The organism is Rhodococcus sp. NPDC060084, from assembly GCF_042730335.1.
In the GTDB taxonomy this organism is placed as follows: Bacteria; Actinomycetota; Actinomycetes; order Mycobacteriales; family Mycobacteriaceae; genus Rhodococcus.
This window is the reverse complement of the sequence record NZ_JBHWWX010000017.1, coordinates 59970-85765: the sequence shown is the minus strand read 5'-3', so window position 1 is coordinate 85765 and position 25796 is coordinate 59970. Positions and strand designations below refer to the sequence as shown.

The window sequence follows — 25796 nt, the reverse complement described above, 5'->3', positions numbered from 1 at the left end:
ACACGCGTCCCGGGCTCGCTCGTTTACGGGTTATGAGGTATCGCGGTCAGGCGAAGCTCCTCAGGTATTCGAGTTGCACGTTCACCGACTTCTCCGCCGCGTCCCACAACGACCGGTCGACATCCGCATACACGTGCTCGACGACGAGGCGCGCTGTCGCGTCCTCACCGAGGGTGCGCACCGCGGCACGCACCTGTTCGAGGCGCTGCTCGCGATGGGCGAGGTAGTCCCGCGCGATCGTCTCCAGGTCGTCCAGTTCGGGGCCGTGCCCGGGCAACACCGTGTAACCCGGCCCCAAGCCGATCAGTGCACGCAGCGAGCGGAGATAGTCGCCGAGATCGCCGTCGGTGTCGTCGAGCACCGTGGTGCCGCGTCCGAGGATGGTGTCCGCGGTCAGGACACTGTTGTCGTCCTCCACGACGAAGGACAGCGAATCCGCGGTATGGCCCGGTGTCGCGAGTACGCGAATGCGAAGCCCGGCGGCTTCGACGACGTCACCGTCGGAAAGTTCGTTCCCGCCGCCGTGCCGGTGATCGGCCGACGACGCATGCACGGGGCAGTTGGCGAGTTCGGCGAACCGGCCCGCACCTTCGGTGTGGTCGAAGTGCCGGTGACTGATGAGTGTCGCGGCGACAGGAACCTGCGCGACGCGCGCGAGATGCGCTTCGTCGAGCGGGCCCGGATCCACCACGACGCACTCGTCTGCCCCGGGCGCACGGAGGATCCACGTGTTGGTGCCCTCCAAGGACATGACCGAGGGGTTCTCTGCCAGAACCACGGCAGCGTTCTCCGTGATCTGCCGCAGCCGGCCGTACGCGGGGTGGACCAGCGCCATGTTCTTGCCTTTCCTGACAGGGACGTCGTGGTCGATCCCACTCTACGAGGGCCGCGGATCGATGTCCCGGGCCACGACCCCCGTAGATCGGGTCACCGCCGAGGTCAGCGCACCTCGACGATGAGTTCGACCTCGACGGGAGCCCCGAGCGGCAGTTCCGCGACGCCCACGGCGGAGCGGGCGTGCGCACCGACGGCACCGAACACCTCACCGAGGAATTCCGACGCGCCGTTGATCACGCCGGGCTGGCCGGTGAAACCCTCGGCCGAGGCCACGAATCCCACCACCTTCACGATGCTGGCGATGTTGTCCAGGCCGACGAGTCCATCGATTGCCGCCAGCGCGTTGAGCGCGGCGGTACGTGCCGCCTGCTTCGCGTCCTCGGGCGAGACCTCGGCGCCGACCTTGCCGGTGTGGGTGAGGGTGCCGTCGACGAGCGGCAGCTGGCCCGAGGTGTAGACGATGTCACCGGAACGGACGGCGGGCACATACGCCGCCACCGGCTTGGCGATCGGCGGCAAGCTGAGCCCCAACTCGGCGAGGCGTGCGGACCACTGTTGTGCCACCGCGTCAGCCCTTCGGACGCTTGAGGTAGGCAACGTGCTGTTCGCCGGTGGGTCCCTGCAGGACGGTGACGAGTTCCCACCCGTCGGAACCCCAGGTATCGAGAATCTGCTTGGTCGCGTGTGTGAGCAGGGGCACGGTCGCGTACTCCCACGTAGTCGTTTCACTCATGTCATGACCCTATCCGCCGCCTTAACGAGCGCACGACTTATAGGCTCGTGGTCGTGGCAACACCGACATCTCATTCCGGCGAGTGGCCGGCCGGCGCCGCACAGGCGCGACTGCACTTCGTGTCCGGCAAGGGCGGTACCGGCAAATCGACGGTCGCGGGAGCGCTCGCGCTCGCGCTCGCCGCGGGCGGCCGCAAGGTCCTGCTCGTCGAGACGGAAGGCCGGCAGGGAATCGCGCAGTTGTTCGACGTTCCGCCGTTACCGCCGGTAGAGACGAAGATCGCCTCCGCCGAGGGCGGCGGAGTCGTCTCCGCGCTCGCCATCGACATCGAGGCGGCGTTCCTCGAATACCTCGACATGTTCTACAACCTGGGGTTCGCGGGCCGTGCGATGAGGCGGATCGGTGCCGTCGAGTTCGCGACCACCCTCGCACCGGGTCTGCGTGACGTGATTCTCACCGGCAAGATCAAGGAAACCGTGGTGCGCACCGACGCGTCGGGACGCCGCGTATACGACGCGGTGGTGGTCGACGCGCCGCCCACGGGACGAATCAGCAGTTTCCTGGACGTCACCAAGGCCATGGCGGACCTCGCGAAGTCCGGCCCGATCCGGTCGCAGAGCGAAGGCGTGGTGCGACTGCTGCACTCCGACGAGACGGTCGTGCACCTTGTCACTCTGCTCGAAGCGCTACCCGTTCAGGAAACCGCGGACGCGGTCGAGGAATTGCAGGCAGCAGATCTGCGCCTGGGCACCGTGATCGTCAACCGCACCGCGCCCGAACATCTGCCCGAAAATCTCGTCGATGAATTTGCCGGCGGGCGGGTACCCGGAGAATCGATCCGCGCCGCGTTCGGCCGGGTCGGGGTGAAGCTCTCCGACGAAGATTTTGCCGGGCTGCTCACCGAAGCCATCGAGCACGCTGCAACCTTGCAGGCACAGCAGGTCAGCGCCGCTCAACTCGACGACGTGAAGGTGGCGCGCATGTCCTTGCCCTCCATGGCCGACGGCATCGACCTCGGCGGCTTGTACGAGCTTGCCCAGGCACTGACCGAGCAGGGCGTCCGATGACCGGGAAGGCCCGCGTCGCCACTCCGCTCGATGTCGGCGGAATCCTGGCCGATCCGTCGTCGCGGGTGATCGTGTGCTGCGGATCCGGAGGCGTCGGGAAAACCACCACTGCTGCCGCGCTGGCGTTGCGCGCTGCCGAGAAGGGGCGCAGCGTGGTGGTCCTGACGATCGACCCGGCGCGTCGGCTCGCGCAGGCCCTCGGGGTGCAGAGTCTCGACAATTCGCCGCAGAAGGTGGAACTCCCGGCCGGATCCACCGGCGAATTGCACGCGATGATGCTCAACATGCGTCGCACGTTCGACGACATGGTCCTCGAGCATTCGACGCCCGACAAAGCCCAGCAGATTCTGGACAATCCCTTCTATCAGACCGTCGCGTCGTCGTTCTCCGGCACGCAGGAGTACATGGCGATGGAGAAACTCGGACAGCTCGCGCAGAGCGACGAGTGGGATCTGATCGTCGTAGACACACCGCCGTCCCGGAATGCGCTCGACTTCCTCGACGCTCCGCAACGGCTCGGCGCGTTCCTCGACGGCCGGATGATCCGGATCTTCACCGCTCCCGGCCGGGGCATCGGACGTCTGGTCACCGGAGCGATGGGCATCGCTCTCAAGGCCGTGTCGACGATCGTGGGCAGCCAGATGCTGTCGGACGCGTCCGCGTTCGTGCAGTCGCTCGATTCCATGTTCGGAGGGTTCCGCGAGCGCGCCAACCGGACCTATCAGCTGCTCCAGCAGCCCGGCACCCACTTCATGGTGGTGGCGTCCGCAGAACCGGACGCGCTCCGGGAGGCCTCCTACTTCGTCGAGCGGCTCGGTGAGGACCGGATGCCGCTCGCGGGCCTGGTGCTCAACCGAACGCATCCGACCCTGTCGAAGATGCCCCCGGACCATGCGCTGACCGCGGCCGACGCGCTTGCCGAGCAGGGCGGTGACGACGCGGAGGCTGCCGAAGCCGTCCTGCGTATCCACGCGCACCGCGCAGTCACAGCCAAGCGGGAACTACGTCTGCTGCGGAGTTTCACCGCCGCGAACCCGCGCGTGCCCGTGGTGGGCGTGCCCTCGTTGCCGTTCGAGGTGTCGGACCTCGAGGCGCTGAGGGCCGTGGCCGACCAGCTCACCCGCGAGGCCTGAACCTCTGCGGGTGGGCGGTGTCAGACCGCGTTCTGGTGGTGACGCTGCGCTGCGAAGAAGTCTGCCCAGGATTCGACCTCGGGGTGCTGCTTGAGAAGGGCTCGGCGCTGGCGCTCGGTCATGCCTCCCCAGACACCGAACTCCACTCGATTGTCGAGTGCGTCAACGCCGCACTGGAGCATCACAGGGCAATGTCGGCAGATGACCGCGGCTTTGCGCTGTGCAGCGCCTCGCACGAACAGTTCATCGGGATCGACTTCGCGGCACCGTGCCCGGGAAACCCAGGCAATGCGTGCTTCCGCTTGGTCGACGTCGAGCCGGGCCGTCGGGGTGGTCATGTGCATTCAGTTGCCCCTCTACTCTCCGAACACCGCTACGCGGTGTCCGATATTGCGTAGGAGTCGCGCCGTAGCGCTTCCCCTATAACGCAATCTCCCCTGTCAAGGTGTTACCTGCATCACACTGATGTCTCAATCTAGGTAACCTGATGCCCGGGCGCAAGGCGAGGAAAACCTTTTCTGGTACGTACGTGCATAGCTGCACGTCGCGCGGCATGCCGCCGCCCTCAATACGACCGCGGAGCATGGCTGCCCGTACTGTGTACTTCGTGTCGATCCGAAGCACGGTGGCGAAGCTTGTTGGTTGTACCGCCCTCGGCGGCGTTCTCGTGGCAGGGATGCTGTTCCCGGCCGCAGGGGGATTCGGGTACGTCTCCAACCGCGCCGCCGACACCGTGGACAACAGTTCTGCCGAACTCGTGGAGGGTGTCGTCCCCGCGGTGACGACGATGGTGGACAACGCGGGCAACCCCATCGCCTGGCTGTACGAGCAGCGCAGGTTCGAGGTGCCCAGCGACCAGATCTCCAACGAGATGAAACTTGCGATCGTCTCGATCGAGGACAAGCGCTTCCCGGAACACCGGGGTGTCGACTGGCAGGGCACGATGCGCGCGTTCCTCACCAACACCACGAGCGGTCAGGTCGAGCAGGGTGCATCGACGATCGACCAGCAGTACGTGAAGAACTACATGCTGCACGTCGTCGCCAAGACCGACGCCGAGCGCCGTGCCGCCATCGAAACCACTCCGGCTCGCAAGATCCGCGAGATCCGGATGGCGCTCACACTCGACGAGAAGCTGACCAAGGACGAGATCCTCACCCGGTATCTCAACCTGGTGCCGTTCGGAAACGGTTCCTTCGGAATCCAGGACGCCGCGCAGACGTACTTCGGCATCGACGCCAAGGACCTGAACATCCCGCAGTCCGCGATGCTCGCCGGCATGGTGCAGTCCAGTTCCGCGCTGAACCCCTACACCAACTCCGAGGGCGTCCTCGAGCGTCGCAACATCGTTCTCGACACCATGATCGAGAACATCCCCGAGCGTGCCGCGGAGATCCGCGAAGCCAAGCAACTCCCCCTCGGTGTCCTCCCCGAACCCAACACGCTGCCTCGCGGTTGCATCTCCGCAGGTGATCGTGGCTTCTTCTGTGAATACGCGCTGCAGTACCTCGAGAACGCCGGGATCTCGCGCGAGCAGATCGACAAGGGCGGATACGTCATCCGCACCACGCTCGACCCCGAGGTCCAGTCGTCGGTGAAATCGTCGCTCGACAAGTTCACCAGCCCCACCGTCGACGACGTCGCCTCCGTGATGAATGTGATCGAACCCGGCCAGGACACGCACAAGGTCCTCGCGATGGGCTCGAGCCGCACGTACGGCCTCAACGGCGACAACAAGGAAACCGTCCAGCCGCAGCCGTACTCGCTCACCGGTCACGGTGCCGGGTCGATTTTCAAGGTCTTCACCGTCGCCGCGGCGATGGAGCGGGGCCTCGGCACGTCGGCAGTACTCGACGTCCCCAACCGGTACAACGCTCGCGGACTCGGCGACGGTGGTGCCCGCGGTTGCCCGCCGAACTACTACTGCGTCGAGAACGCCGCCCCCTACCCGGCGAGCCTGTCGGTGAGCGACGCGCTCGCCCAGTCACCGAACACCGCGTTCGTGAAGCTGATCGAGGCCACCGGCGTCGAGTCCGTCGTCGACATCTCCGTGCGACTGGGCCTGCGCTCGTACCTGCAGCCCCGCACGTCCGGATTCGGCGACCAGTCGATGTCGGACATGCAGAAGGATCAGCACCTCGGGTCGTACACACTCGGGCCGACCTGGGTCAATCCACTCGAACTGTCGAATGTCGCGGCAACTCTCGCGTCGCACGGCAAGTGGTGCCCCCCGTCGCCTATCGAGGGCGTGTTCGACCGCGAGGGCAAGCCTGTTCCGATCACCCAGGAGGCCTGCGAGCAGGTCGTCGAGCCCGGCCTGGCGGATACCCTCGCCAACGCACTGAGCAAGGACACCTCGGGCGGTGGCACGGCAGCGGGTGCCGCCGGATCCGTGGGATGGAACCTGCCCGTCTCGGCCAAGACAGGTACCACCGAGTCCCACATGTCGTCCGCATTCCTCGGCTTCACCAACCGGTACGCGGGCGTCGTCTACACCTACGGTGACTCCCCCACGCCCGGCCAGATCTGCTCCGGTCCCGTCCGGCCCTGCTACGACGGCAACCTCTTCGGCGGCACCGAGCCGGCGCGAACCTGGTTCTCCGCGATGCTGCCGGTGGCGACACGATTCGGCTCGATCGAACTTCCGCCGGTAGACCCGCGTTACGTGCGCGGTGCCGGCAACGCCCAGGTGCCCGACGTGGCGGGGCTCCCTCGTGAGCGCGCCACGCAGCAGCTTCAGGACGCCGGATTCTCGGTGACGGAGGCGACGGTGAAAGCCGAGCAGCGCGCCGGCACCGTGACGAGCAGTTCCCCCTCGGGTTCGGCCGTCCCGGGCAGCACGGTGACGATCTTCGTCAGTGACGGCTCGGTGCGCGCCGTGCCGTCGGCCAGTGCCACCCCCGCCCGGCCCGACGGCCGGGAGGTGCCCGACACCACCAGCCGTTCCACTCCGGCGCCTATTCCGGGCCGGGAACCGGAGCAATCCGAATCGTCGCCGCCGCCGGACGAAGATTCGTCGGCGACCACCACTCCGAGCAGACCCGACAACTGACCGGTCCCGATAGATCAGGGCGCGACCTCCACGAGGTCGCGCCCTGATTCTCTTCGGTGGAGTGGGCGAAAACTACAGCCGCGAACGGACCGCCGCCGAGAGCCGTTTGCCGTCTGCCTTCCCCGCGGCGATCGCCGTCGCAGCCTTCATGACCTGCCCCATGTTCTTGGGCCCGGGACGCTCACCGATCTCCTCGGCGACCTGCCCGATCGCGGTGTCGACGACGTCGACGAGTTCCGCGTCGGTCAACGGCGTCGGGAGGTATTCGTCGATGATCCGGCCCTCGGCATGCTCCTTGGCGGCGAGTTCACCGCGGCCGTTCTCCGTGTACACCTCGGCTGCTTCGCCGCGCTTCTTGGATTCGCGCGCCAGAACTTTGAGGATGTCCTCGTCGGAGAGTTCGCGAGCTTCCTTACCCGCCACCTCTTCGGTCTGGATCGCGGACAGCATCATGCGGATCGTCGCCGTGCGCAGCTTGTCCTTGTCCTTCATCGCCGCGGTGAGGTCCGCGCGCAGTGTGGATTTGAGCGAGGGAGTGGTGTCGGTCATGGAGGAAACGCTACGCCCGAGACCACGAACACGGCGCGCGGACCGATCGCGGCGGTACCCTGGACGAGTGCCTGATGTTTCTGCTCTTCGCCGCGTCGCAGTCGGCGCCGCCGGAGCTTCTGCCCTCGGCCTCGGCTACGCGACTCTGATCGAACGCAACGCCTTCACTTTGCGAGAGGTGACGGTCCCGGTGCTTGCACCGGGCGCATCGACCCTCCGCGTTCTCCAGATCAGCGACCTGCACATGATGCCCAACCAGCGTCTCAAGCAGAACTGGTTGCGCGAACTCGACTCGCTCGAGCCCGACCTGGTGGTCGACACCGGGGACAACCTGTCCCACCCGCGGTCGGTGCCGGCCGTGGTTCAGGCGCTCGGCGGTCTCCTCGCACGTCCCGGCCTGTTCGTGTTCGGGAGCAACGACTACTTCGGGCCGGTCCCGAAGAACCCGTTCGCCTACTTCGACAAGAACCACGACCGCGTCTACGGCGCGCCGCTGCCGTGGGGCGATCTGCGGGCCGCGTTCACCGAACGCGGCTGGCACGACATGACGCATGTGCGTCGCGACATCGAGGTGGGCGGCGTTCGTATCGCCGTCGCCGGAGTCGACGACCCGCACCTCGAGCGCGACCGGTACGAGACGATCGCCGGCCCGGCAGATCCGTCCGCCGACCTTCGCCTCGGTTTGACGCATTCCCCCGAGCCGCGCGTGCTGGATCGCTTCGCGGCCGACAACTACGACCTGGTGCTCGCCGGTCACACCCACGGCGGTCAGCTGTGCCTCCCGTTCGTCGGCGCGTTGGTCACCAACTGCGGTATCGACCGGTCGCGGGTGAAGGGCCCGTCCCGGTGGGGCTCGCACATGCAGCTGCACGTGTCCGCCGGCCTCGGCACGTCGCCGTTCGTCCCCGCACGGTTCTTCTGCCGTCCGGAGGCCACGCTGCTGACGCTCGTCCCGGCTCCGCGCGAGACCCGGCACCGGGATCTCGACAGCGCGGCCGAAAGCGCGCAATCTCACCGCTGACCAGCAGATTTAACCTTCGCCCGAGTCGTGATGTAAGCTAGCCGAGGTTCATCACGGGGTGTGGCGCAGCTTGGTAGCGCGCTTCGTTCGGGACGAAGAGGTCGTGGGTTCGAATCCCGCCACCCCGACAGTGAAGAAGCAGGTCAGAGGTCCTTTCCGCAAAGCGGGGAGGGCCTCTGACCTTTCCGGTCCGCAGTGGGTCCGCAGTAGATTGAGTGTCGATCTTCAGATGGCCGTCCGAGCTGCCAGTGCTGCCATGTCGAGGGCCTCCGCGACCGCCTCTAGATCATCCGGGAACAGGTCCGCGTAGGTGTCCAACGTCAGCGCCGCCGACTTGTGCCCGAGCATTGTCTGGACGGCCTTCACATTTGCGCCGGCCGACACGGCGAGCGATGCTGCGGTGTGCCGGAGGTCGTGAGGGGTGACCATCGGGAACTCCGGCGTCACCGGCTGACCGTCGTCTTGCTCCTCCTTGGCCCTCCGCTCCACAACGTTCTCCTGCAACCGAGCCACAGCCTTCGCGAACACGCGGGGGCGGTAGGTCGAGACACGCAGGACCTCACCCTCCGTAGAGGTGAACACCAGTTGCTCACGCCCCTTCCCTGCCATGAGAGCCGAGAGCTCGGGGGCCAGGTAGCGCGGGAACGGCACCGAGCGGCGTTCGTGGTTCTTCGCCGTCGACCAGACCAGGGTGCCCTTCACCTCCGCCACCGCCTGCAGGACGTTTACCCGGCGCCGAAGCATGTCGAAGTCCTGGACGCGGAGCGCCGCCATTTCACCCCACCTCAGTCCCGTGTAGGCGAGAAACCGTACGACCTCTGCTCCGCCGCTGACTTCCCGGGCGAGCTGCTCGACTTGGTTGTGGGTGAGGTACCCGCGCCGCTTGTGCTCACGCCGGGGTGCCTTAACCCCGTCGGTGGGATTGCGTGCGATCCTGCGGTCCTCCAAGGCTAGGTTCAGCACCATTCGCAGTACCCCGAGTGCGTTCTCGACCGTTGCCGGCTTCGCCCCGGTTACGACCATGTCAGCGACCCAGGTGCGCACCATCGAGGTCTGAATGTCCGCAACCGGCGTACCCGCCCACACATCCCGAACGTGCACCTTCCAGGCGTTCTCCCGAGTTGCCCGAGTGGAGGCCTTGATGTGCGCTTGCGCGCCGATCCACTGCTGATACATCGCCTCGACTGTCGCCCTGCCAGCGGACGGGGTGACATACGTCCCCGTGTGAACCTCAGCTGTCACTCGTTGGATCTCCGCGAGAGCATCTGCCTTGCGGTCGAAGGCTCGTGAGACCTCACGCCCTTGGTCATCGACCCATCTCGCCCGCCAACGCTTACGGGACGGTGGCACGTCCTTGCCTGTCTCATCGAGGGTCCATCCCGCCGCATGGACCTTCTGCTCCGAGCCGTCCTCGTTCTTGATGGTCTTCCACCACCGATCCTCGACTCCGGCACGGTGATTCCGGCGCGGGCTAGGCATCCGCGACACCTTCCCCCGCTGCGTTGTCGAGAGCTTCGAGAAGTGCCTCCGCGATACGCCTCACGTCTGCAGCGTCGGTGCGTAGGGATTCAGTCAGATCTGCTTCGTCGCCGGAGTCCATGTGCTCGAGATCTGCAAAGACCGCGGCTTGGTCCTTAGCAGCCTTCCAGCGGGACAGCCACTCCCAGGCCACCCGGTCGAGTTCACGGGCACTTGAGCGTGATTCATGCATGGCAGCTTGGACGGCAGCAAACTGGCGATCAATCTCCGGCTTGTCACCGCTGAGTGCGTCAATGTGCACACCGAGCGCCAGCGTCAGCTTGATGGCTTCACTATGCCGCAGCGGCCGGGCGCCAGCTTCGATCTTCTGGATTGTTTGCTGATGGAAGGTGCCGCCAAGGCGGTTTGCCGCCTCGGCGAGGTCATGTTGGGTCATCCCCCGCGCTTGGCGGAGTTCTTGGATCCGCTGACCGATCCATTGCTCATCACCATCCATGTTCTTACTCACACAACCAACGATACAACGTCCTGGGGTTCCGACTAGACCCTATCTGCTTGTTATGATGTTCTTATATCTTGTTCATGACCAACACCAGAACAATGTCATCCAAGAAAAGAGACGGCGTGACGAACGCAAGCACCGACCATAGGTCGAAGGAACTCCTCACGACCCGCGAAGTCAGCGAGACGTACTGCATCCCGGTGGCAACACTCAGGTACTGGCGGTGCCAGGATCTGGGACCCGAATCCTTCGCTATCGGGCGTCGAGTCCTCTACCGACGCGAGGCACTGGAGCAGTGGCTATCCGAACAGGAAGCTGCAACCAAGCGGGGTGGCCGCAACTCGCTCGCTGCCCCGGCGCCTCGAAATGCTAGCGGGGCCGCATGATTCACGACTCAGCCAACCCGGTCGACCTCTGCGAACGTCTGCGCGCCGTTCGCCGTGAACTCCGGAGCCTTGCCCATGAGTACCGGGCATTCGATGAGGACAACCTCACTGTGGATGAACTCGGCGAACCCATGGAACCTGGCGGCGTGCTCACCTCAGTGTGCGGCGGGATCATCCTCGCCCTCAGCACACTTGAGACCGCGGCTGAGGGTGCGTCCCGGTTGCGGGAACGGTAATAACCCATGAAGTCCTGGAATAGGCGGACGGGCGCATCTCCCCGCGGACACCCCAACCCCAACAGAACTGGCGAGCGGGCCACACCTGGCAGTGTGGCCCGCTCGAGAACCAACCCACACCCGACACCCACGTCAAGTAATGAACCGCTACCGGTGAGCACAGCGCTAAGCAGCTCACCCAATAGTCAGGAGGTTCGATTGACGATTCTAGGCGCCAGAGCCCAAATAGGCGCCACCACCCCACATTTCCCTCCCGACACACAACGGCTGCCTCGGTACACAACTACACAGCTCATCGCGGAGACACAATTGAATACCGTATCCGACCGAACCGGCTTCGAACAGGCCGTCGCCCACGCTGACCCTTGCACCTTCGACCCTGCCGTCGCGGCGCTCAAGACCGTCGCACGCATGAATCCCGCCCTCCAGTTCGAGGCGTACGACCTCGAAGAACAGTTCGGCATCCACTTCGACACCCCCGCCCGACGGGGCGCGCTCTTTCAGACCGGGCACAAGGCGGGATATATCGAGCCGGTCGGGTTCACCCCTTCCCGTCGCCCTGCACACGCGGGCGGTGTCACTCGTGTCTGGCGGGCATCTCGGAAGTACGCGAAATGAACGGGCCTATCCCGGCCCACGGACCAGACGACCGCGAGATCGCCGAAGTCCGAACCCTATACGAGCAGCAGCCCGCCTGCGGGGAGGAGTCGACGCGCCCCGTGGCTCCGCAGAGTCCGTACGTGGACATCGCCGCGATCCTCGACGGGCGAGCACCGGAGCCGCTACGCCCGACGATTCTGCAACGCGCAGACGGGCAGTCGCTCTTCTACTCGGGTCAAGTCAATCTCATCTTCGGTGATCCGGAGTCAGGCAAGACCTGGGTGTGCCTCGCGGCGGTCGCTTCAGAGCTCTCGGCCGGACGTCGCGCACTGATGATAGACCTCGACCACAACGGTGCTGTTGCAGTGCTCGGCCACCTGCTCAAACTTGGCGTGCCACATGAGTCTCTGAGAGAGAACTTCCGGTATAGCGAGCCCGAGGACGCTCACACATTCAGACGTGTCGTCGAAGATGTAAGCACCTGGCAGCCGGCCATCGTCATCGTCGACTCGCTGGGGGAGCTGATCCCGCTCTACGGCAGCTCTAGCAACAGCCCTGACGAGGTCACGGACGTCCACCGAAAGACTCTGAAACCTATGGCGAAGGCAGGTGCCGCCGTCATCGCAGTCGATCACCGCCCTAAGAGCGAGCAGGCCCGCAACAGAAACGACCCTGGCGGCACGTTGGCGAAATCCCGTGTCTTAGGGGGCTGCTCGATCAGCGTCACCATGGCGCGCCAGTTCCGGCCTGGCCATGGTGGGGCTTGCGACTTGGTGGTCGCGAAGGACCGGCACGGTGGTGTGCGGGCGCATTGCCCGCCAGGGAAACAGCAATCTGCGGGGACATTCGAACTCGCCGACCAAGAGGATGGTTCTCTCTCATGGCTGATCACGCCCCCAACCGGGGTTGCCTCTTCGGAAATCACGGAACCCGCCGGTGAGGTAGTTGATAGCAAGGTCGCGGAGATCCTCGCTGCGGCCGAGCGAACCAACGCTCCGCCTATGGCGGGCAGGGACGCCTTGAGGAAGTACTTGATCGATCAAAAAGACTCCGTCTCCGCGGGGAACGCTGCATACGCCGAAGCTGTACGGCACCGGAAGGCTGTCCACGAGGGGGCCGTCTGATGGTGGCAGTTTCGAAAAGCGCAGGTCAGACCTGTCCCGGACAGTTTCGGGCTCTCAGGACAAGTTTGCCGGGTCCGATTCTGTCCCGAACCCCGGGACAGTCACACGTATCACTACAGGTCAGACCTGTCCCGGACAGCCTCAGGACAGGTTCAGGACAGATGCTTCGTGCATTCGCGACGACCTGTCCCGGACAGACACCCCCCTACGAAGTGGGGGTGTCAGGACAGGACAGGTCGGCGAGCACCAAGTCGGGACAGCAGGAAGCGGAAAATCATATTCCGCAACCGTCCGCAACGAGTACTGCCGCCGCACCTTGCCCTCAATCTCTTGGTCATCTCATTCACGCCAGAAGAGGAGTTCGCGGGAGAAGCCTCCGAACGCCCTCGAGAATCACAGCCATTCGGCTCACCCCATCCGAGCCGCGATATCACAAACACAAGCTGCGGCAGAAAGACTTTGGAAGGCAAGGGGACGGAGTCGCCGCGGCAGCACAACGAGCGAAGCGAGGCGGGAGCCGATCGGCACCCCAACACGGCCGCAAAGTACCGGTACGTCGCGGACTCAATCCGGCTCCTTGATCGGGTGCTGCCGCGGCACCACTCCGCTTCGCTCCGCGGCACCTTGCCCTCGATCCCGTGGTCCCACATCGCAGAGGACCCCGCAGGGTCGCAGATGGGAGTGCTCTAGCGGCACCAAGACCCACAGGCCCGACAACGCCAGTTCCACGGAAACATCTCAACACCGACGCCCGGCTCCCCCGACCGAGTTCCGACTTACCGCTATCCCTCCGCTGACCGCTCAAGGAACCTCATGAACAGAACTCCCCCGATCCCGCTCGTCGTCACTGTCGTCGGTACCGCCGCGATCTGTATGGCCGCATTCTGGCTGTCCTACGAAGCCCTCACCGACCTCGCCGAGCGTTCGGGCATCACGACGCCGTGGCTGTGGCCGCTCATCGTCGACGGGCTCATCATCGTTGCGACAGTCGCAGTCGTCGCACGGGTCGGCTCGTACGCCTGGTTGCTTCTGCTCGCGGGTGCGGCCATCTCGGTCGCGGGCAACGTTCTTCACGCCTCACTGCCCGCGGGAGCGCTCCCGGTGTGGCTCTGCTCCACCGTCGCCGCGGTTCCCCCGGTCGCATTGGTCGCGGTCACTCACCTGGCCGTGATCCTGCGACAGACACATGCGAATGCCGTAGCGCAACCGTTGGCTGCTTCGACTGCGTCATCCGGAGAGGTCCCACAGCGGCCGTTATCCCCGCAGGTCACCCATCGCGACACCACCGAATTCGACACCGCGACGGGCCTCGTACGGCGCGACGGAAGCAGCATTGCGCGGTCGTCAGCAGATGACACCGATTCGCCCCACCTGCACCTGCTCGCAGCCGCGCCGGCGACCGACGCGACAGCATACGACGACAGCCGCGCTATGCAATCTAAGGCAGTCGCCCTACTAGACCAAGGCGTGCCGGTCTGCGACATCGCCGAACAGCTCGGAGTGCATCGGGCAACGGTCTACAGGTGGAGGAAGGCGGCAAGCTGACTGGCCTGATGCTGCGCTGCCGGGAATGTACTGACCGGCAGCGCGATGCGACGGGACCTGCGGGACGGTCCGGAGTTCATGTCTCTTTGCGACGTCCGACCGGCAATTTGCAAGACCGGCAGTAATGGGACCTGTGGACACGCTGCGGTCGTATCTGCTCGACGCCGAGTCCACGGACAGGCTTCTGATTCTGCGAGCACAGCGTCGAAGACGCCGAGCGGCGCAGTCAGCGACCAGTGGACATTTGAGCGTCGACCACTGGACACCCAGATGTCCACCTACCAGTCCCTACACACCAGATACGTAGATGCTTACTAGAGAGGGGGAGTTACGTTCCGTAACGCGCACTCGCGCGAGCCGGCCGCGCCGTCCGGCGCCAACCGAAGGACACCTGCGACTGACGGAGGGCTTCGATCAGATCTACTTCGCGTCGTTACGTGCGGTCTTGACACGCACGCAAAACGCCAGGCAAGGTGGTCTCGCGCTAGAGGTCTGTCTCCAGCCGGACGTTGAGACATCGGCGCGCACAGCTTGAATCCCCGAGCCCGACTCCGCGACGGAGCCGGGCTCCTCTCATATCTTCACCCCGCAGCCCCGGACTCATGTCCGGGGCTTTCGCATTCCAGGAGCACTCATGGCCACTACCACCGAACGTCGCCTCGCCGCCCAGATCGCCGCCCACGAATCCTGGGCCCGAACCCCCGACCGCCGCGCTCGCACCGCCGCAGCCACCCGCGCCTCCGCCGCCGCAGCCCGCGACCGAGCCCTCGCCCGATACGAGACCGAAATCGACCCCGCCCACAAACTCGACTCATTAGAACGACGTCGACGCGCCGAAAGCCTCCACAACGCCGCTACATCCCGGGCCCGCCTCAAAAAGGCCCGCGCCCGGAACCTCGCCGACGAAGCCGCACGACTCCACGCCGAAGCCGACGCCGACATCACCGAAGGGGGATTCTGAGCGCCCCAACCTGCGCCCGGGCCCCCTGATCCCACCTTCGTCATGGAAACGCGCCCAGCTCCGCACCCTCGAGCAAAAACAACCACACCCCAACCCGACCGGGAACGCACATGACGCAAACCAACACCTGCAGCCGCTGCAATGCCCGATGGACGGGCTTCACCACCAGTCACTGCGACGGCTGCCACCACACCTTCTCCTCCGTCACCGCCTTCGACGCCCACCGCCGCGCGGGCACCTGCCGAACGCCCCAAGACACCGGCCTCGTCCTCCTCGATCGCGCCTACCCCTGCTACGGCCACCCCGCCTCCGAAACCACCGAACCCTGGTTCGACACCCTCGACCAACTCGCCGCCGCCATCCATCAGGACTGAGCCCTCAAAACGGCCACAGCGAACAGGCGACAGCACGAACATCGACCGGTCGTGCTTGCACGCGCACGCCCACGCGCGCGCGAGGCCGTGCTTCCAACACCACGTTTCTGCGCGGCAAATCCGTCGCGTTACCCCGAAAGGAGCCACCATGGCTTACTCCACGTACGAAGAAGAGCACCGCAATCACGTTCGAGCCGAAGAGGCGCGGCGCCTCGAAGCGGCCCACGAGCAGTCGAAGTCCGCGAGTTTCACCCAGCAGGAAGAATCGGGCCGATTGGCCCGTGAAAAGCGGTCGGAGCGGTTGGCGGAGCAGGCCGCGGTCGAGGTTTCGATCGATGAGATCATCAAGGCCAAGCGCCGGCGGGCGACCGAACCCCAGAATGAGATCGATCGGCTACGGATCGATCGCGCTGCTCGCCCGGCGCGTGAGGACCGCCGGGATTTGGCCGCTGAGAACGCGGTCGAGGAACGCAGCGCGGAAGCTCGACGTATGGAGGCCGAGTTTGCGCGGCGGACCGGTAAACCGTCGACTCTTGATCGGATGGCGGCGAGCGTGGAGACGTACCGCGCCGAGCAGGCGCGACGTGAGGAGCGTGTCCGGTTCCTTCGGGGAGGGGGACGCGGGTAACACTGGTCAGAGCGCTGTCCTGGGATGCTCGGGCGCGCCCTCCTCGACGAATCGTGGTTTGTCCTCAAGCTCTGCACCGTGCACGGATTTGCAGCGCCCGTCGACTCGCGGCGTGCCTCGACGAGGGTATGCCGCCTGACGAGGGTATGCCGCCTCCCGGCGATTGCTCGAGCGCGGCCTGGCCTAAGCATGAAAGCGTGAAGCAGCACCCCCCTCAGCACCATATGCTTCATAAGCATCCCGCTGCAGCGGCCGATATGCGACCGACCGATCGAGCATCAGGTTGCCCCATCGACGGGTGAATATGGAACTCCATCGGTCGCTCTTTCGACGAGTGCTACACCACTCGCCGCAGGTCCCCTGCCTGTAAGTAAGATCAAGTTCCAGCGTCTGGATGGCTGACGAACGGCCGGGATCGGCTTGTGCGTTATGCGGGTGCCCCGCTGCGCCTTGGAAGGGGTGACCTGATGGCGATTGGGTCTTCGCGCGTAACCGTAGGTGGTTGCACGTGGGAACTGCTCGCTGAGTTCAAGCGGGACATCACCGAGCTGAATCTTGACCACATGACCCTCCATGAAGTGAAGCGACTCATGCTGCGGGCCGCCCAGGGAACGGTCAGGACGGATGAGTGGGAGTACCCGCTTGTGTCGGGAGGGAATATGGTCGGCGAGCTGAGGCTCGACATCGAGGAGCTTAAGTACCGCTTGTACTACAACGAGCCCCGCTCAGCGCCCACGTTGCTGTTGGCAGTGCTGCTTGGCGTGAAAACCCATGACGAGGTAGGCCACTGGAAGTCGGTTCAACAAGGGCACATCCAAGCTGCAAAGCTTCGACTCTTCCACGCAGAGTGGTATTGATGCGCATCAACGCGCATTGCTCGCCCGCAAGGTTACGGTTAACCTGAACCCATGGGTCTGCACGAGGACTTGGATGCTCTACTTGGGATCCAAGATACGGACGGGTATGGAAAGTTGCGCGACCGCCTTGTCGACGCAGACGACTGCCTTCTGGAGTCGCTGGTCACGCTGAGGAAGCAGAAACGTCTTACCCAAGAGGAAGTCGCGCTCCGGATGGGGCGCTCGAAGACTGCCGTATCCAACTTCGAGCGCCTCGGCAGTGATCCTCATCTATCGACCATTCGCCGATACGCCGCTGCCATTGGCGCGCTAGTTACGCACCAGGTGCGTGATTACGACATTTGGCGAATGACGTCGACCGAACCGCTAACCTTGACGTTTCGTCACCTTAATAGTGCAGAGGGCAAGGAGCGCCCGAAGGCTGCTCCGGCAGCAGGTATGCACTGGAAGAGCATGTCTTCACTCGACTGGACAGCTTGCGATGCCTGAGTCCACCTCAACAGAGGTTCGTCACCCTGGCGACCTGGACGAGCTGCTTTCCCTGATACAGAAGGTAACAGTTTCCATCTTTGGGAAGAGCGCCACAACCCTAGACGAAGTAGCGAGTGAAAGCGCAGAGCTAGGTGCCTTATCCCTCGGCTGCGAAGATGGAGAGATTCGGGTAAGTAGCGCAGTGGCATTTCACTCGGAGCTCTTGGGGATTCGAGTCGCGCTCATACAGCGGTCGGCAGACGCAGTTCTACGTTCGGATGTCTCAGTGGAATACCACTGGAGAGAGGCTCTTACAGCAGATGAGGCCCTCCTCCGGCAGCTCGTCCTGACCGACGGGATCCCAAGAGCCGTCGCGAGTGCGGCTGCGATATTGGCGGATGCCGCAGCCGGAATTGGCGAGAAGGCGGCGCTTCCCATTCTGGTGATCCAAGACGCTCTCCTCAAACAGTTCCGAGATCGCCAAATACCCATTCAGATCACGTCCGAGTCTTGACGACAATCCTTACTCAATAGATGCCCCGCTGGACAGGTCTTGTCGCCGGGTCTGCGGCACGGAGCACAGACACCTCTTCGGCGAGTACGCGAGCGCGCGGCTTGGTGGGCGGTGCCCGCCGGTTCGGTGTGGGTTCGGCTTGCCCACGGTGGCGCCTCCCCTTCCGGTTGGTCCGGGCGTCGGCTGGGTGACTTACGCCGTTCGGGTCTGGGGGTGGCTGCCACGGAGCATCTGGCATCGTTCACAGTGACGGCGTTGTATCGGCCATTCACACGTGAGCGATACTGACGTTCGACAGGCAGGCCGGGGCCGTGATCAGGTGCGCCTGTCGGTGCCCACAGTCCCGAGGGTCTGGGCCGCGTACCCAATCACCAGATCCTCGTGCCCATCCCGCCACTCGCACTCGGCCTGCGTCTGCGCTTCCTTCGCCGTGGCAACGATGGCCTCCCCGAACTCAGCTTTCCGAGCCTGGTGCTGACCCCTTCCAATCTGGATAATGGAGGACTTGAACCTCGCAGCGGTAACCTCCATGACCGGACCCGTACCTGAGGACGAGTACAGCAACGATCCGAATCTTCATGGGGACTTGTTGAACCGGGTTGAGGCCCAAGGCTGAGGAGCCGACGACACGGGCAGCGCGCAGGGCGAGGACTAACCGAGCCGAGTTGTAAGCCATACACAGAGACGGCCCTTCATCCGTTTAGGCAGGAGGGTCGTCTCGTAAACGATCGTCTTGTGAGATCCGAGGGGACGACTGTGGGCGCCCGTGCGTGTCCTTGCGCAACGTGTCGGTAACCTGTCGCACAATCACGTCTCGTAACTCGCAGCGTCTCGTAGCGCATGTGGGTGGGATTGTGAGACAGGGGGACTGGGATATGGCTGTCGTCGGGTACGCACGCGTGAGCACGTCGGAGCAAGACCCACAGCTACAACACGATGCACTCGAGGCTGCGGGTGCCATCCGTATCTTCACCGACCACGGCGTCAGCGGGGCGAACACCGAACGGCCCCAATTAGTCGCGTGCCTGGATCATCTCCGTGCCGGCGACGTGCTCACGGTGTGGAAGCTGGACCGGCTCGGCCGCAACACCGCCGATGTTCTGCGCGTCGTCGACGATCTCCATGACCGCGGCATCGGTTTTCGGTCGCTCACCGAAGGACTGTCGACCGAAGGGGCGATGGGTCGGGCGATGCTCACGATCATGGCCGCGTTCGCACAGCTCGAGAGGGACGTGATCCGTGAACGCACGATGGCAGGCTTGGCTGCAGCTGCGGCGAACGGCCGGCATGGTGGCCGCCGCCCGAAATTCGATGTCGGCCACGCCGCGAAGGCACAGGAGTATCGAGCCAAGGGTATGAGTGCCCCGGAGATCGCGAAGCTCCTGGACATGTCGCGGGCTACGGTCTACCGGTTGCTCTCCGAGGGCGCAGTGGTAGGCCGATGATCGTCTGGCACACCACGGAGGGCACCTTCACCGGCGCCGATCAGAGGGCGATCGTGTCCCAGTTCGGTCCGGGAGCCGCATATCAAGCGGACTATGACCTCCTGCCGGAGGCGCGGGGGCGGATTACCACCGACTACGGGTGGGTGACGGTCGCGCTCGTGCTGGCCACCGAGGGGCCCGAACCAGTGCTGAGCAGGTTGTCCGAGCGTTGGAGAAGGCCAGCCCGCTGGTCCACCCCGTGCTGGAGGTGGAGGCCACCCACATTTCGGGATCCCTTCGGAAGCCGAGTTTCGCGTGTGAACTGTATCCGGGCGTGATCGTCGGGAATCCACACGGTATCTACGCGGTCCTCACCGCGGCGCACCTATTCGATCCGATCCCGCCCGAGCACGCCGGTACGACCTTCATCGTGTCCGCTTTTCAAGCCGAGCTCGCCGCTGAGATGTACGACCAATCAGCGGAGTATGCGGAGAAAAGCCTCGACAATGCTCACGTGGTCCCGGACGAGTACTGGCGAGGGCACTGGCCCCCACTCAGGTGGGTGAGCCGTTCGAAGTACACCGAGCTTCGCAGCGGTGGTCCCGTAGGTGTGCATCACGAGCGCCCCTAACGGGGTGACCGGTTGAGCGCCGGCGGGCATGATCACCCGTATGAAAACACCACACCAAGCCAGCCCGAGCGCAGAGCTGCCTCGGACCACGTTCTCGGCGGCCGCAGCGGCCCGAGGCGCCAGGGTAGGCCGAGCCACGATTCAACGGGCCCTCGCCGCGAACCAGTTCCCCGGGGCCACCAAGGGCGAACACAGCTGGGAGATCCCCCTGAACGATCTCATCCTCGCCGGATTTTCCCCGATCGCTATGCAGCCTCAGGAAGAGGCCGTCGCGAGACGATCCAACCTGCCGAACGACGTCGAGGAACTCAGAACCGAACTGCTCAGCACCCAGGACAAACTCGAAGCCGAGACGGCAGCACGGCGTACCGCCGAACTGCTCGCCGAGGAACGAGCCCTGCACATCAAGGACCTTCGCAAGGTTGTCGCCCTTCTGAGCGAACCCACAACCCATCCGATGGGGACCACGCTTTCCTAGTCTGACCTGCTGGTTCCGGTTGTAGGCGCGCATTTCGACGCAGCCTCCCACATCACCAGCTCTGCCACCTCGCGAGTGTCGGGTTTCTACCGAGACACCCGAGATCATGCCAGGCCACGTACGACGCCTCGTTTCACTGGCAAAGGCCGGACATGTCCATCATCCGCGGCCTGGTGTCCACGCTCGTGTTCCTGCAGTCCTGCCCAGTTGCCGCCCTCGCGGGCTCTCCTCGGTAACGTCATCCAGCAAGCAGCAACCACTGCCGGACGCCATGTGCGCGTCGGCACGGATCGACAGAGAGCAGGACAGTGCCGACTTCCGTCCACGACGTCTTCGAGGCCTTCCGCCGCGCCCCGAACAACTACGAACGTGGCGCCAAGTTCGAGAAGCTGATGGCCCAGTACCTTCCTCTGGACCCCGTCTACGGGCGCCTGTTCGACCAAGTGTGGTTGTGGAAGGACTGGCCCGGCCGCAACGGCAAGGTCGACACCGGTATCGACCTGGTCGCCCAGGAAGCCGAAACCGGCGACCTCTGGGCGATCCAGTGCAAGTTCTACGAGCCCGAACACACCATCGCCCGGGCCGACATCGACGGGTTCATCGCCCGCTCCGGCCAGAAGCCCTTCAAGCACCGGCTCCTGATCTCCACCACCGACCGGTGGGGCAAGCACGCCGAGGACGCCTGCGAGAACCAGCAACCCCCGGTCCAGCGCATCGGCCTGGCCGACATCGCCGAGTCGCCGATCGACTGGGCCTTCGCCGGCCCGGACATGACCCTCGAGGTCGACCTCAAGCCCGCGCCCAAGCACGAACCACGTCCGCACCAGCAGGAAGCCATCGACAAGGTCTTCGCCGGCTTCGCCGAGCATGACCGCGGCAAGCTGATCATGGCCTGCGGCACCGGCAAAACCTTCACCGCACTCAAGGCCGCCGAACGCACCGCCGCAGAGAACGGCGGCGCAGCCAAGGTGCTGTTCCTGGTGCCGTCGATCTCACTACTCTCCCAGACCCTGCGGGAGTGGACCGCCCAGTGCCAGCTGGACCTGCGCTCGTTCGCCGTGTGCTCGGACACCAAAGTCTCCCGCGCAGTCGAGGACATCAACCCGCACGACATCCCGCTGCCGGCCACCACCGATCCCGAGACTCTCATCGCCCAGACGCAGCACCGCAAGCGCGCCAAGGGGCTGACGGTGGTGTTCTCCACCTACCAGTCGATCGGGGTCATCGCCGCAGCCCAAGACCAAGGGCTCGACGAGTTCGACCTGATCGTGTGCGACGAGGCGCACCGCACCACGGGTGTCACCCTGGCCGACGCGGACGAGTCGAACTTCGTCAAGGTTCACGACGGCGACTTCATTCGCGGCCGCAAGCGTCTCTACATGACCGCCACCCCGCGCCTTTTCGCCGAAGAAACCAAGACCAAGGCCACCGAGAAAGCGGCCGTCCTCGCCTCGATGGACGACGAGACCGTCTATGGTCCCGAGTTCCACCGTCTCGGTTTCGGTGACGCTGTCGGCCGCGGTCTGCTCACCGACTACAAGGTCCTGGTGCTCACGGTCGACGAGAAGTACATCGCCGGCCCTCTGCAGCGACAGCTTGCCGACGACAACCACGAACTGAACCTCGACGACGCAACCAAGATCGTCGGCTGCTGGAACGGGTTGGCTAAGCGCACCGGTGAGACAGTCGACGGCGCCGGGTTCGGCACCGACATGCGCCCCATGCAGCGCGCCGTCGCATTCCTGCGCGACATCAAGTCATCGAAGAAGCTTGCCAACAAGTTCGAGACCGTCATCGACGCCTACGACGAGGCGGACGAGGACATCCTGCGCTGCGAGGTCGAGCACGTCGACGGCACCTACAACGCGCTCGAACGCAACCACCGACTGCAGTGGCTCAAGGCCCCGCTCGCGGAGAACCAATGCCGCATTCTGTCCAACGCTCGCTGCCTGTCTGAAGGTGTCGACGTTCCCGGGCTGGACGCGGTGCTGTTCCTCAACCCCCGCAACTCCGTCGTCGACGTCGTGCAATCCGTCGGCCGGGTCATGCGCAAGGCTGAGGGCAAGGAATACGGCTATATCATCCTGCCGGTCGGGGTTCCCTCCGGGATGGCGCCCAGCGAGGCGCTGGCGGACAACAAGCGCTTCAAGGTCGTGTGGCAGGTGCTGCAGGCCTTGCGCGCTCACGACGATCGGTTTAACGCCACCGTCAACAAGCTCGAGCTCAACAAGAAGAAGGCCGCAGAGTCCATCCTGGTCGGGCACGTCAGCGGGCCCGCCGACGAGGACTTTGCCGGCGTCTCAGCGGACACGGCCGGTGACGGCGGTACAACCGGCGACGCTGCTGCGGGTGGTGCCAACGCAGCTTCGGCGGTCGCCGAACAGCTGGGACTGTTCGAGATCGAGGACTGGCGCGACGCGATCTACGCCAAGATCGTCGACAAGGTCGGCACCCGCACCTACTGGGAGGACTGGGCCAAGGACGTCACCGACATCGCCCGCGCCCAGGAAACCCGCATCCGGGCCCTGCTCGATGGTGCCAATGCCGTGGTCACCGAAGCGTTCGAGCGATTCGTCACCGCTTTGCAGGCGAACCTCAACGACTCGATCCACCGAGACCAGGCGATCGAGATGCTCTGCCAGCACTTGATCACTAAACCGGTATTCGACGCCCTGTTCGAGGACTATGACTTCGCCGGCCACAACCCGGTTTCGAAGGTCATGCAGGCCATGGTCGACACCCTGCACGACGCTTCCCTCGAAGCCGAAACCGAGAAGCTGGAAGGCTTCTACGCCTCGGTCCGGATGCGCGCCGACGGCATCGACAACGCAGAGGGCAAGCAGCGCATCATCGTCGAGCTTTACGAGAAGTTCTTCCGCCTTGGCTTCAAGAAGGCTGCCGACGCCATGGGCATCGTCTACACCCCGATCCCGGTCGTGGACTTCATCATCCGCGCCGCCGACGACGCACTGAGAGCAGAGTTCGGTAAGTCCCTGACCGACGAGGGCGTGCACATCCTCGATCCGTTCACCGGGACCGGAACCTTCATCACTCGGCTCCTGCAGTCCGGCATCGTCCGGCCGGAAGACCTGCTTCGCAAGTACACCTCCGAGCTGCACGCCAACGAGATCCTGCTGCTGGCCTACTACATCGGGGCCATCAACATCGAAGCCACGTTCCATGGCCTCTTCGGCGGGGACTACCGGCCGTTCGAGGGCATCGTGCTGACCGACACTTTCCAGATCGCCGAGGATGGCGACACCATGGACGCCGAGTTCTTCCCGCAGAACAACGCCCGCATCCTCCGCCAGCAGGCAGCCCAGATCCGGGTCGTCGTCGGCAACCCGCCGTACTCGGTTGGTCAGGACTCGGCGAACGACAACAATGCCAACGTCAAATACCCGACGCTCGACGCCGCGATCGAGAAGACCTATGCCGCCCGTTCGACAGCAACGAACAAGAACAGCCTCTACGACTCCTACATCAGGGCTATCCGCTGGGCCACCGACCGCATCGGTGACTCCGGCATCATCGCCTACGTGTCGAACGGCGGCTGGATCGACGGCAACACCGCGGACGGCCTACGACTGTCCCTGGCCGACGAGTTTTCGACAATCTACGTATACAACCTGCGCGGCAACCAACGCACAGCTGGGGAGCAGTCCCGCAAGGAGGGCGGCAAGATCTTCGGTTCCGGCAGCCGCAATACCGTCGCGATCCTGATTGCCGCCAAGAACCCGACCCACACCGGTCCGTGTCGCATCTTCTATCGGGACATCGGTGACTACCTCACTGCAGACGAGAAACTCTCAATCGTCGAAGCCGGAAACCTCACGAACATCGAATGGGCTGAGGTATCCCCGAACTCCGCCGGAGACTGGGTCAATCAGCGCAACGCCAGCTTCGCCAGCTTTCCTGCGATCGGCGATAAGAAGAACATCTCCGGACAGCCGACCGTGTTCGCGACCTATTCGGCAGGACTCAAGTCAGGACGGGATGCCTGGGTCTACAACTTCTCCCCACAGGCGGTTAGGTCCAATATGACCCGCCTGATCGACTTCTACAATGCCCAGGTCGAGGGGTACAAGGAGGCAAAAGCAGCAGGGCGGGCAACAGACGTCGAATCATTTATCGACTACGACCCGACCAAGATCAGCTGGAACCGGGGCACGAAAAATGACCTGGCACGGGGCAGACGATATGCCTATTCACGCGATGCCATGTACGTCGGTGCCTACCGTCCTTTCACCAAGGTCGCGGTGTACTTCGACAGACCGCTGAACGACATGATCTACCAGCTTCCCCGCATCTTCCCGTCGGCCAAGTCTACGAATCTAGGTTTCTACGTAACCGGCGCCGGCTCAGACAAGCCGTTCAGTGTGCTCATCACGGATGCCCTACCTGACCTCGCGTTTTGGGGATCAAGTAATGGCCAGTACTTCCCGCGGTGGACATACGAGGAGAACGTCGCCCCTGCGGATGACCAACTCCGCTTCGAGCCCGACGATGCGTTTGGTTCGAGAGGGCAACGAGTCGACAACATCACCGACGAGGCTTTGGTGGACTACCAGGTGGCTTTCGGCTCGGATGTGGTCAAGGAGGACATCTTTTACTACGTCTACGGCGTCCTGCACAGCCAGCAGTACCGGGACGAGTTTGCTGCCGATCTCAAGAAGATGCTTCCTCGCATCCCGAAAACGGCCACTCCTGCAGATTTCCAGACTTTCGTCCAAGCGGGACGCGACCTGGCCGCCCTGCACGTCGGCTACGAAGGCGTCGACCCCTACCCGTTGGAGGAGACCATCAAGGGCACCCTTGGTACTGCGGACCGAGAGCTGTACCGGGTCACCAAGATGAAGTTTAAATCCAAGACGGACAAGAGCGCGCTGGTCTACAATTCCCACCTCACGCTCTCCGGTATCCCGGACGAAGCACACCGCTACATGCTCGGTTCCAGATCAGCGCTGGAGTGGCTCATCGACCGCTATCAGATCAAGACCGACCCCAAGTCGGGCATCGTGAACGATCCGAACGACTGGTGCGACGAGCACGACGAACACGAAGACCCGCGGTACATCGTGGACCTGGTCAAGCGAATCGTCACGGTCAGCATCGAGACGATGAAGATAGTCGACAGCCTCCCGCAGTTGGACCTGGGCTAGGAACCAGCGGGCCCGCTCATAGACGGCGGGTC

25 protein-coding genes and 1 tRNA gene are annotated in these 25796 nt (G+C 64.3%); 19 read left to right on the top strand and 7 right to left on the bottom strand.

Annotated features, from left to right (window positions below; all coding sequences use genetic code 11):
* Positions 1-46: 46 nt before the first annotated feature.
* From ACFWBU_RS11815 to ACFWBU_RS11805, 3 genes are all read right to left on the bottom strand, one after another.
* Positions 47-835: an MBL fold metallo-hydrolase gene (locus tag ACFWBU_RS11815; protein WP_296549826.1), complete on the bottom strand. Its 789-nt coding sequence runs from the start codon at positions 833-835 to the stop codon at positions 47-49.
* Positions 836-939: 104 nt separating this feature from the next.
* The gene (locus tag ACFWBU_RS11810; protein ID WP_378528347.1) at positions 940-1401 is read right to left on the bottom strand and encodes a RidA family protein; all 462 of its coding nucleotides are present in this window, start codon (positions 1399-1401) and stop codon (positions 940-942) included.
* Between the two features lie 4 nt (positions 1402-1405).
* Positions 1406-1570: a hypothetical protein gene (locus ACFWBU_RS11805; RefSeq protein WP_169623058.1), complete on the bottom strand. Its 165-nt coding sequence runs from the start codon at positions 1568-1570 to the stop codon at positions 1406-1408.
* Between the two features lie 47 nt (positions 1571-1617).
* Between ACFWBU_RS11805 and ACFWBU_RS11800 the strand changes: the two genes are divergently transcribed.
* Positions 1618-2637, top strand: coding sequence for an ArsA family ATPase (locus ACFWBU_RS11800; protein WP_169623059.1), 1020 nt, complete (start codon positions 1618-1620; stop codon positions 2635-2637).
* Complete coding sequence (locus ACFWBU_RS11795) at positions 2634-3770, top strand: ArsA family ATPase (protein ID WP_169623060.1); 1137 nt, start codon at positions 2634-2636, stop codon at positions 3768-3770. The genes ACFWBU_RS11800 and ACFWBU_RS11795 overlap by 4 nt, the downstream gene beginning before the upstream one ends.
* 20 nt (positions 3771-3790) lie before the next feature.
* Here ACFWBU_RS11795 and ACFWBU_RS11790 read toward each other — a convergent pair whose 3' ends face one another.
* On the bottom strand, positions 3791-4114 hold the full coding sequence (locus tag ACFWBU_RS11790; protein ID WP_378528346.1) for a WhiB family transcriptional regulator: 324 nt from the start codon (positions 4112-4114) through the stop codon (positions 3791-3793).
* 281 nt (positions 4115-4395) lie between these two features.
* On the opposite strand from ACFWBU_RS11790, the gene ACFWBU_RS11785 reads away from it, so the two are divergent.
* Complete coding sequence (locus ACFWBU_RS11785) at positions 4396-6822, top strand: transglycosylase domain-containing protein (protein ID WP_169622648.1); 2427 nt, start codon at positions 4396-4398, stop codon at positions 6820-6822.
* A gap of 72 nt (positions 6823-6894) precedes the next feature.
* Here ACFWBU_RS11785 and ACFWBU_RS11780 read toward each other — a convergent pair whose 3' ends face one another.
* On the bottom strand, positions 6895-7371 hold the full coding sequence (locus tag ACFWBU_RS11780; protein WP_169622629.1) for a GatB/YqeY domain-containing protein: 477 nt from the start codon (positions 7369-7371) through the stop codon (positions 6895-6897).
* Between the two features lie 67 nt (positions 7372-7438).
* Between ACFWBU_RS11780 and ACFWBU_RS11775 the strand changes: the two genes are divergently transcribed.
* Both ACFWBU_RS11775 and ACFWBU_RS11770 read left to right on the top strand, forming a co-directional pair.
* A complete protein-coding gene (locus ACFWBU_RS11775) occupies positions 7439-8392 on the top strand; it encodes a metallophosphoesterase (RefSeq protein ID WP_346765230.1) in 954 nt (317 codons plus the stop codon).
* 54 nt (positions 8393-8446) lie between these two features.
* Positions 8447-8520, top strand: a tRNA-Pro gene (locus ACFWBU_RS11770).
* A 97-nt stretch (positions 8521-8617) separates the two neighbouring features.
* On the opposite strand, the gene ACFWBU_RS11765 is transcribed toward ACFWBU_RS11770, so the two are convergent.
* Together ACFWBU_RS11765 and ACFWBU_RS11760 are read right to left on the bottom strand one after the other, a co-directional pair.
* Entirely contained in the window at positions 8618-9871 is a 1254-nt protein-coding gene (locus tag ACFWBU_RS11765) for a tyrosine-type recombinase/integrase (RefSeq protein WP_378528345.1), read from the bottom strand.
* Positions 9864-10379 (bottom strand): helix-turn-helix domain-containing protein, encoded by a 516-nt coding sequence (locus ACFWBU_RS11760; RefSeq protein WP_378528344.1) that lies wholly within the window; start codon positions 10377-10379, stop codon positions 9864-9866. Before ACFWBU_RS11760 ends, ACFWBU_RS11765 begins: the two co-directional genes overlap by 8 nt.
* A 74-nt stretch (positions 10380-10453) precedes the next feature.
* Here ACFWBU_RS11760 and ACFWBU_RS11755 point away from each other — a divergent pair, with 74 nt between their 5' ends.
* From ACFWBU_RS11755 to ACFWBU_RS11690, 14 genes are all read left to right on the top strand, one after another.
* Complete coding sequence (locus tag ACFWBU_RS11755) at positions 10454-10759, top strand: helix-turn-helix transcriptional regulator (protein ID WP_378528343.1); 306 nt, start codon at positions 10454-10456, stop codon at positions 10757-10759.
* Positions 10760-11406: 647 nt separating this feature from the next.
* On the top strand, positions 11407-11613 hold the full coding sequence (locus ACFWBU_RS11750; RefSeq protein WP_378528342.1) for a hypothetical protein: 207 nt from the start codon (positions 11407-11409) through the stop codon (positions 11611-11613).
* Complete coding sequence (locus ACFWBU_RS11745) at positions 11610-12719, top strand: hypothetical protein (protein WP_378528341.1); 1110 nt, start codon at positions 11610-11612, stop codon at positions 12717-12719. The genes ACFWBU_RS11750 and ACFWBU_RS11745 overlap by 4 nt, the downstream gene beginning before the upstream one ends.
* Positions 12720-13532: 813 nt before the next feature.
* Complete coding sequence (locus tag ACFWBU_RS11740; protein WP_378528340.1) at positions 13533-14264, top strand: helix-turn-helix domain-containing protein; 732 nt, start codon at positions 13533-13535, stop codon at positions 14262-14264.
* Between the two features lie 634 nt (positions 14265-14898).
* A complete protein-coding gene (locus ACFWBU_RS11735) occupies positions 14899-15225 on the top strand; it encodes a hypothetical protein (protein WP_378528339.1) in 327 nt (108 codons plus the stop codon).
* A 110-nt stretch (positions 15226-15335) separates the two neighbouring features.
* Positions 15336-15599 carry a hypothetical protein gene (locus tag ACFWBU_RS11730; RefSeq protein ID WP_378528338.1) on the top strand — a complete coding sequence of 88 codons (264 nt, stop codon included), beginning with the start codon at positions 15336-15338 and terminating at the stop codon, positions 15597-15599.
* 148 nt (positions 15600-15747) lie between these two features.
* Positions 15748-16227 carry a hypothetical protein gene (locus ACFWBU_RS11725; RefSeq protein WP_378528337.1) on the top strand — a complete coding sequence of 160 codons (480 nt, stop codon included), beginning with the start codon at positions 15748-15750 and terminating at the stop codon, positions 16225-16227.
* Positions 16228-16694: 467 nt separating this feature from the next.
* Positions 16695-17084, top strand: a complete 390-nt coding sequence (locus tag ACFWBU_RS11720) for a hypothetical protein (protein WP_378528336.1) — start codon at positions 16695-16697, stop codon at positions 17082-17084.
* 51 nt (positions 17085-17135) lie between these two features.
* Positions 17136-17573, top strand: a complete 438-nt coding sequence (locus tag ACFWBU_RS11715; RefSeq protein WP_378528335.1) for a helix-turn-helix domain-containing protein — start codon at positions 17136-17138, stop codon at positions 17571-17573.
* Positions 17566-18069 (top strand): hypothetical protein, encoded by a 504-nt coding sequence (locus tag ACFWBU_RS11710; protein ID WP_378528334.1) that lies wholly within the window; start codon positions 17566-17568, stop codon positions 18067-18069. Before ACFWBU_RS11715 ends, ACFWBU_RS11710 begins: the two co-directional genes overlap by 8 nt.
* A gap of 875 nt (positions 18070-18944) precedes the next feature.
* On the top strand, positions 18945-19514 hold the full coding sequence (locus tag ACFWBU_RS11705; protein ID WP_378528333.1) for a recombinase family protein: 570 nt from the start codon (positions 18945-18947) through the stop codon (positions 19512-19514).
* A 208-nt stretch (positions 19515-19722) separates the two neighbouring features.
* Entirely contained in the window at positions 19723-20124 is a 402-nt protein-coding gene (locus ACFWBU_RS11700; RefSeq protein WP_378528332.1) for a hypothetical protein, read from the top strand.
* A gap of 40 nt (positions 20125-20164) precedes the next feature.
* Entirely contained in the window at positions 20165-20602 is a 438-nt protein-coding gene (locus ACFWBU_RS11695) for a hypothetical protein (RefSeq protein WP_378528331.1), read from the top strand.
* Between the two features lie 392 nt (positions 20603-20994).
* Positions 20995-25764 (top strand): DEAD/DEAH box helicase, encoded by a 4770-nt coding sequence (locus tag ACFWBU_RS11690; protein WP_378528330.1) that lies wholly within the window; start codon positions 20995-20997, stop codon positions 25762-25764.
* Positions 25765-25796 lie beyond the last annotated feature (32 nt).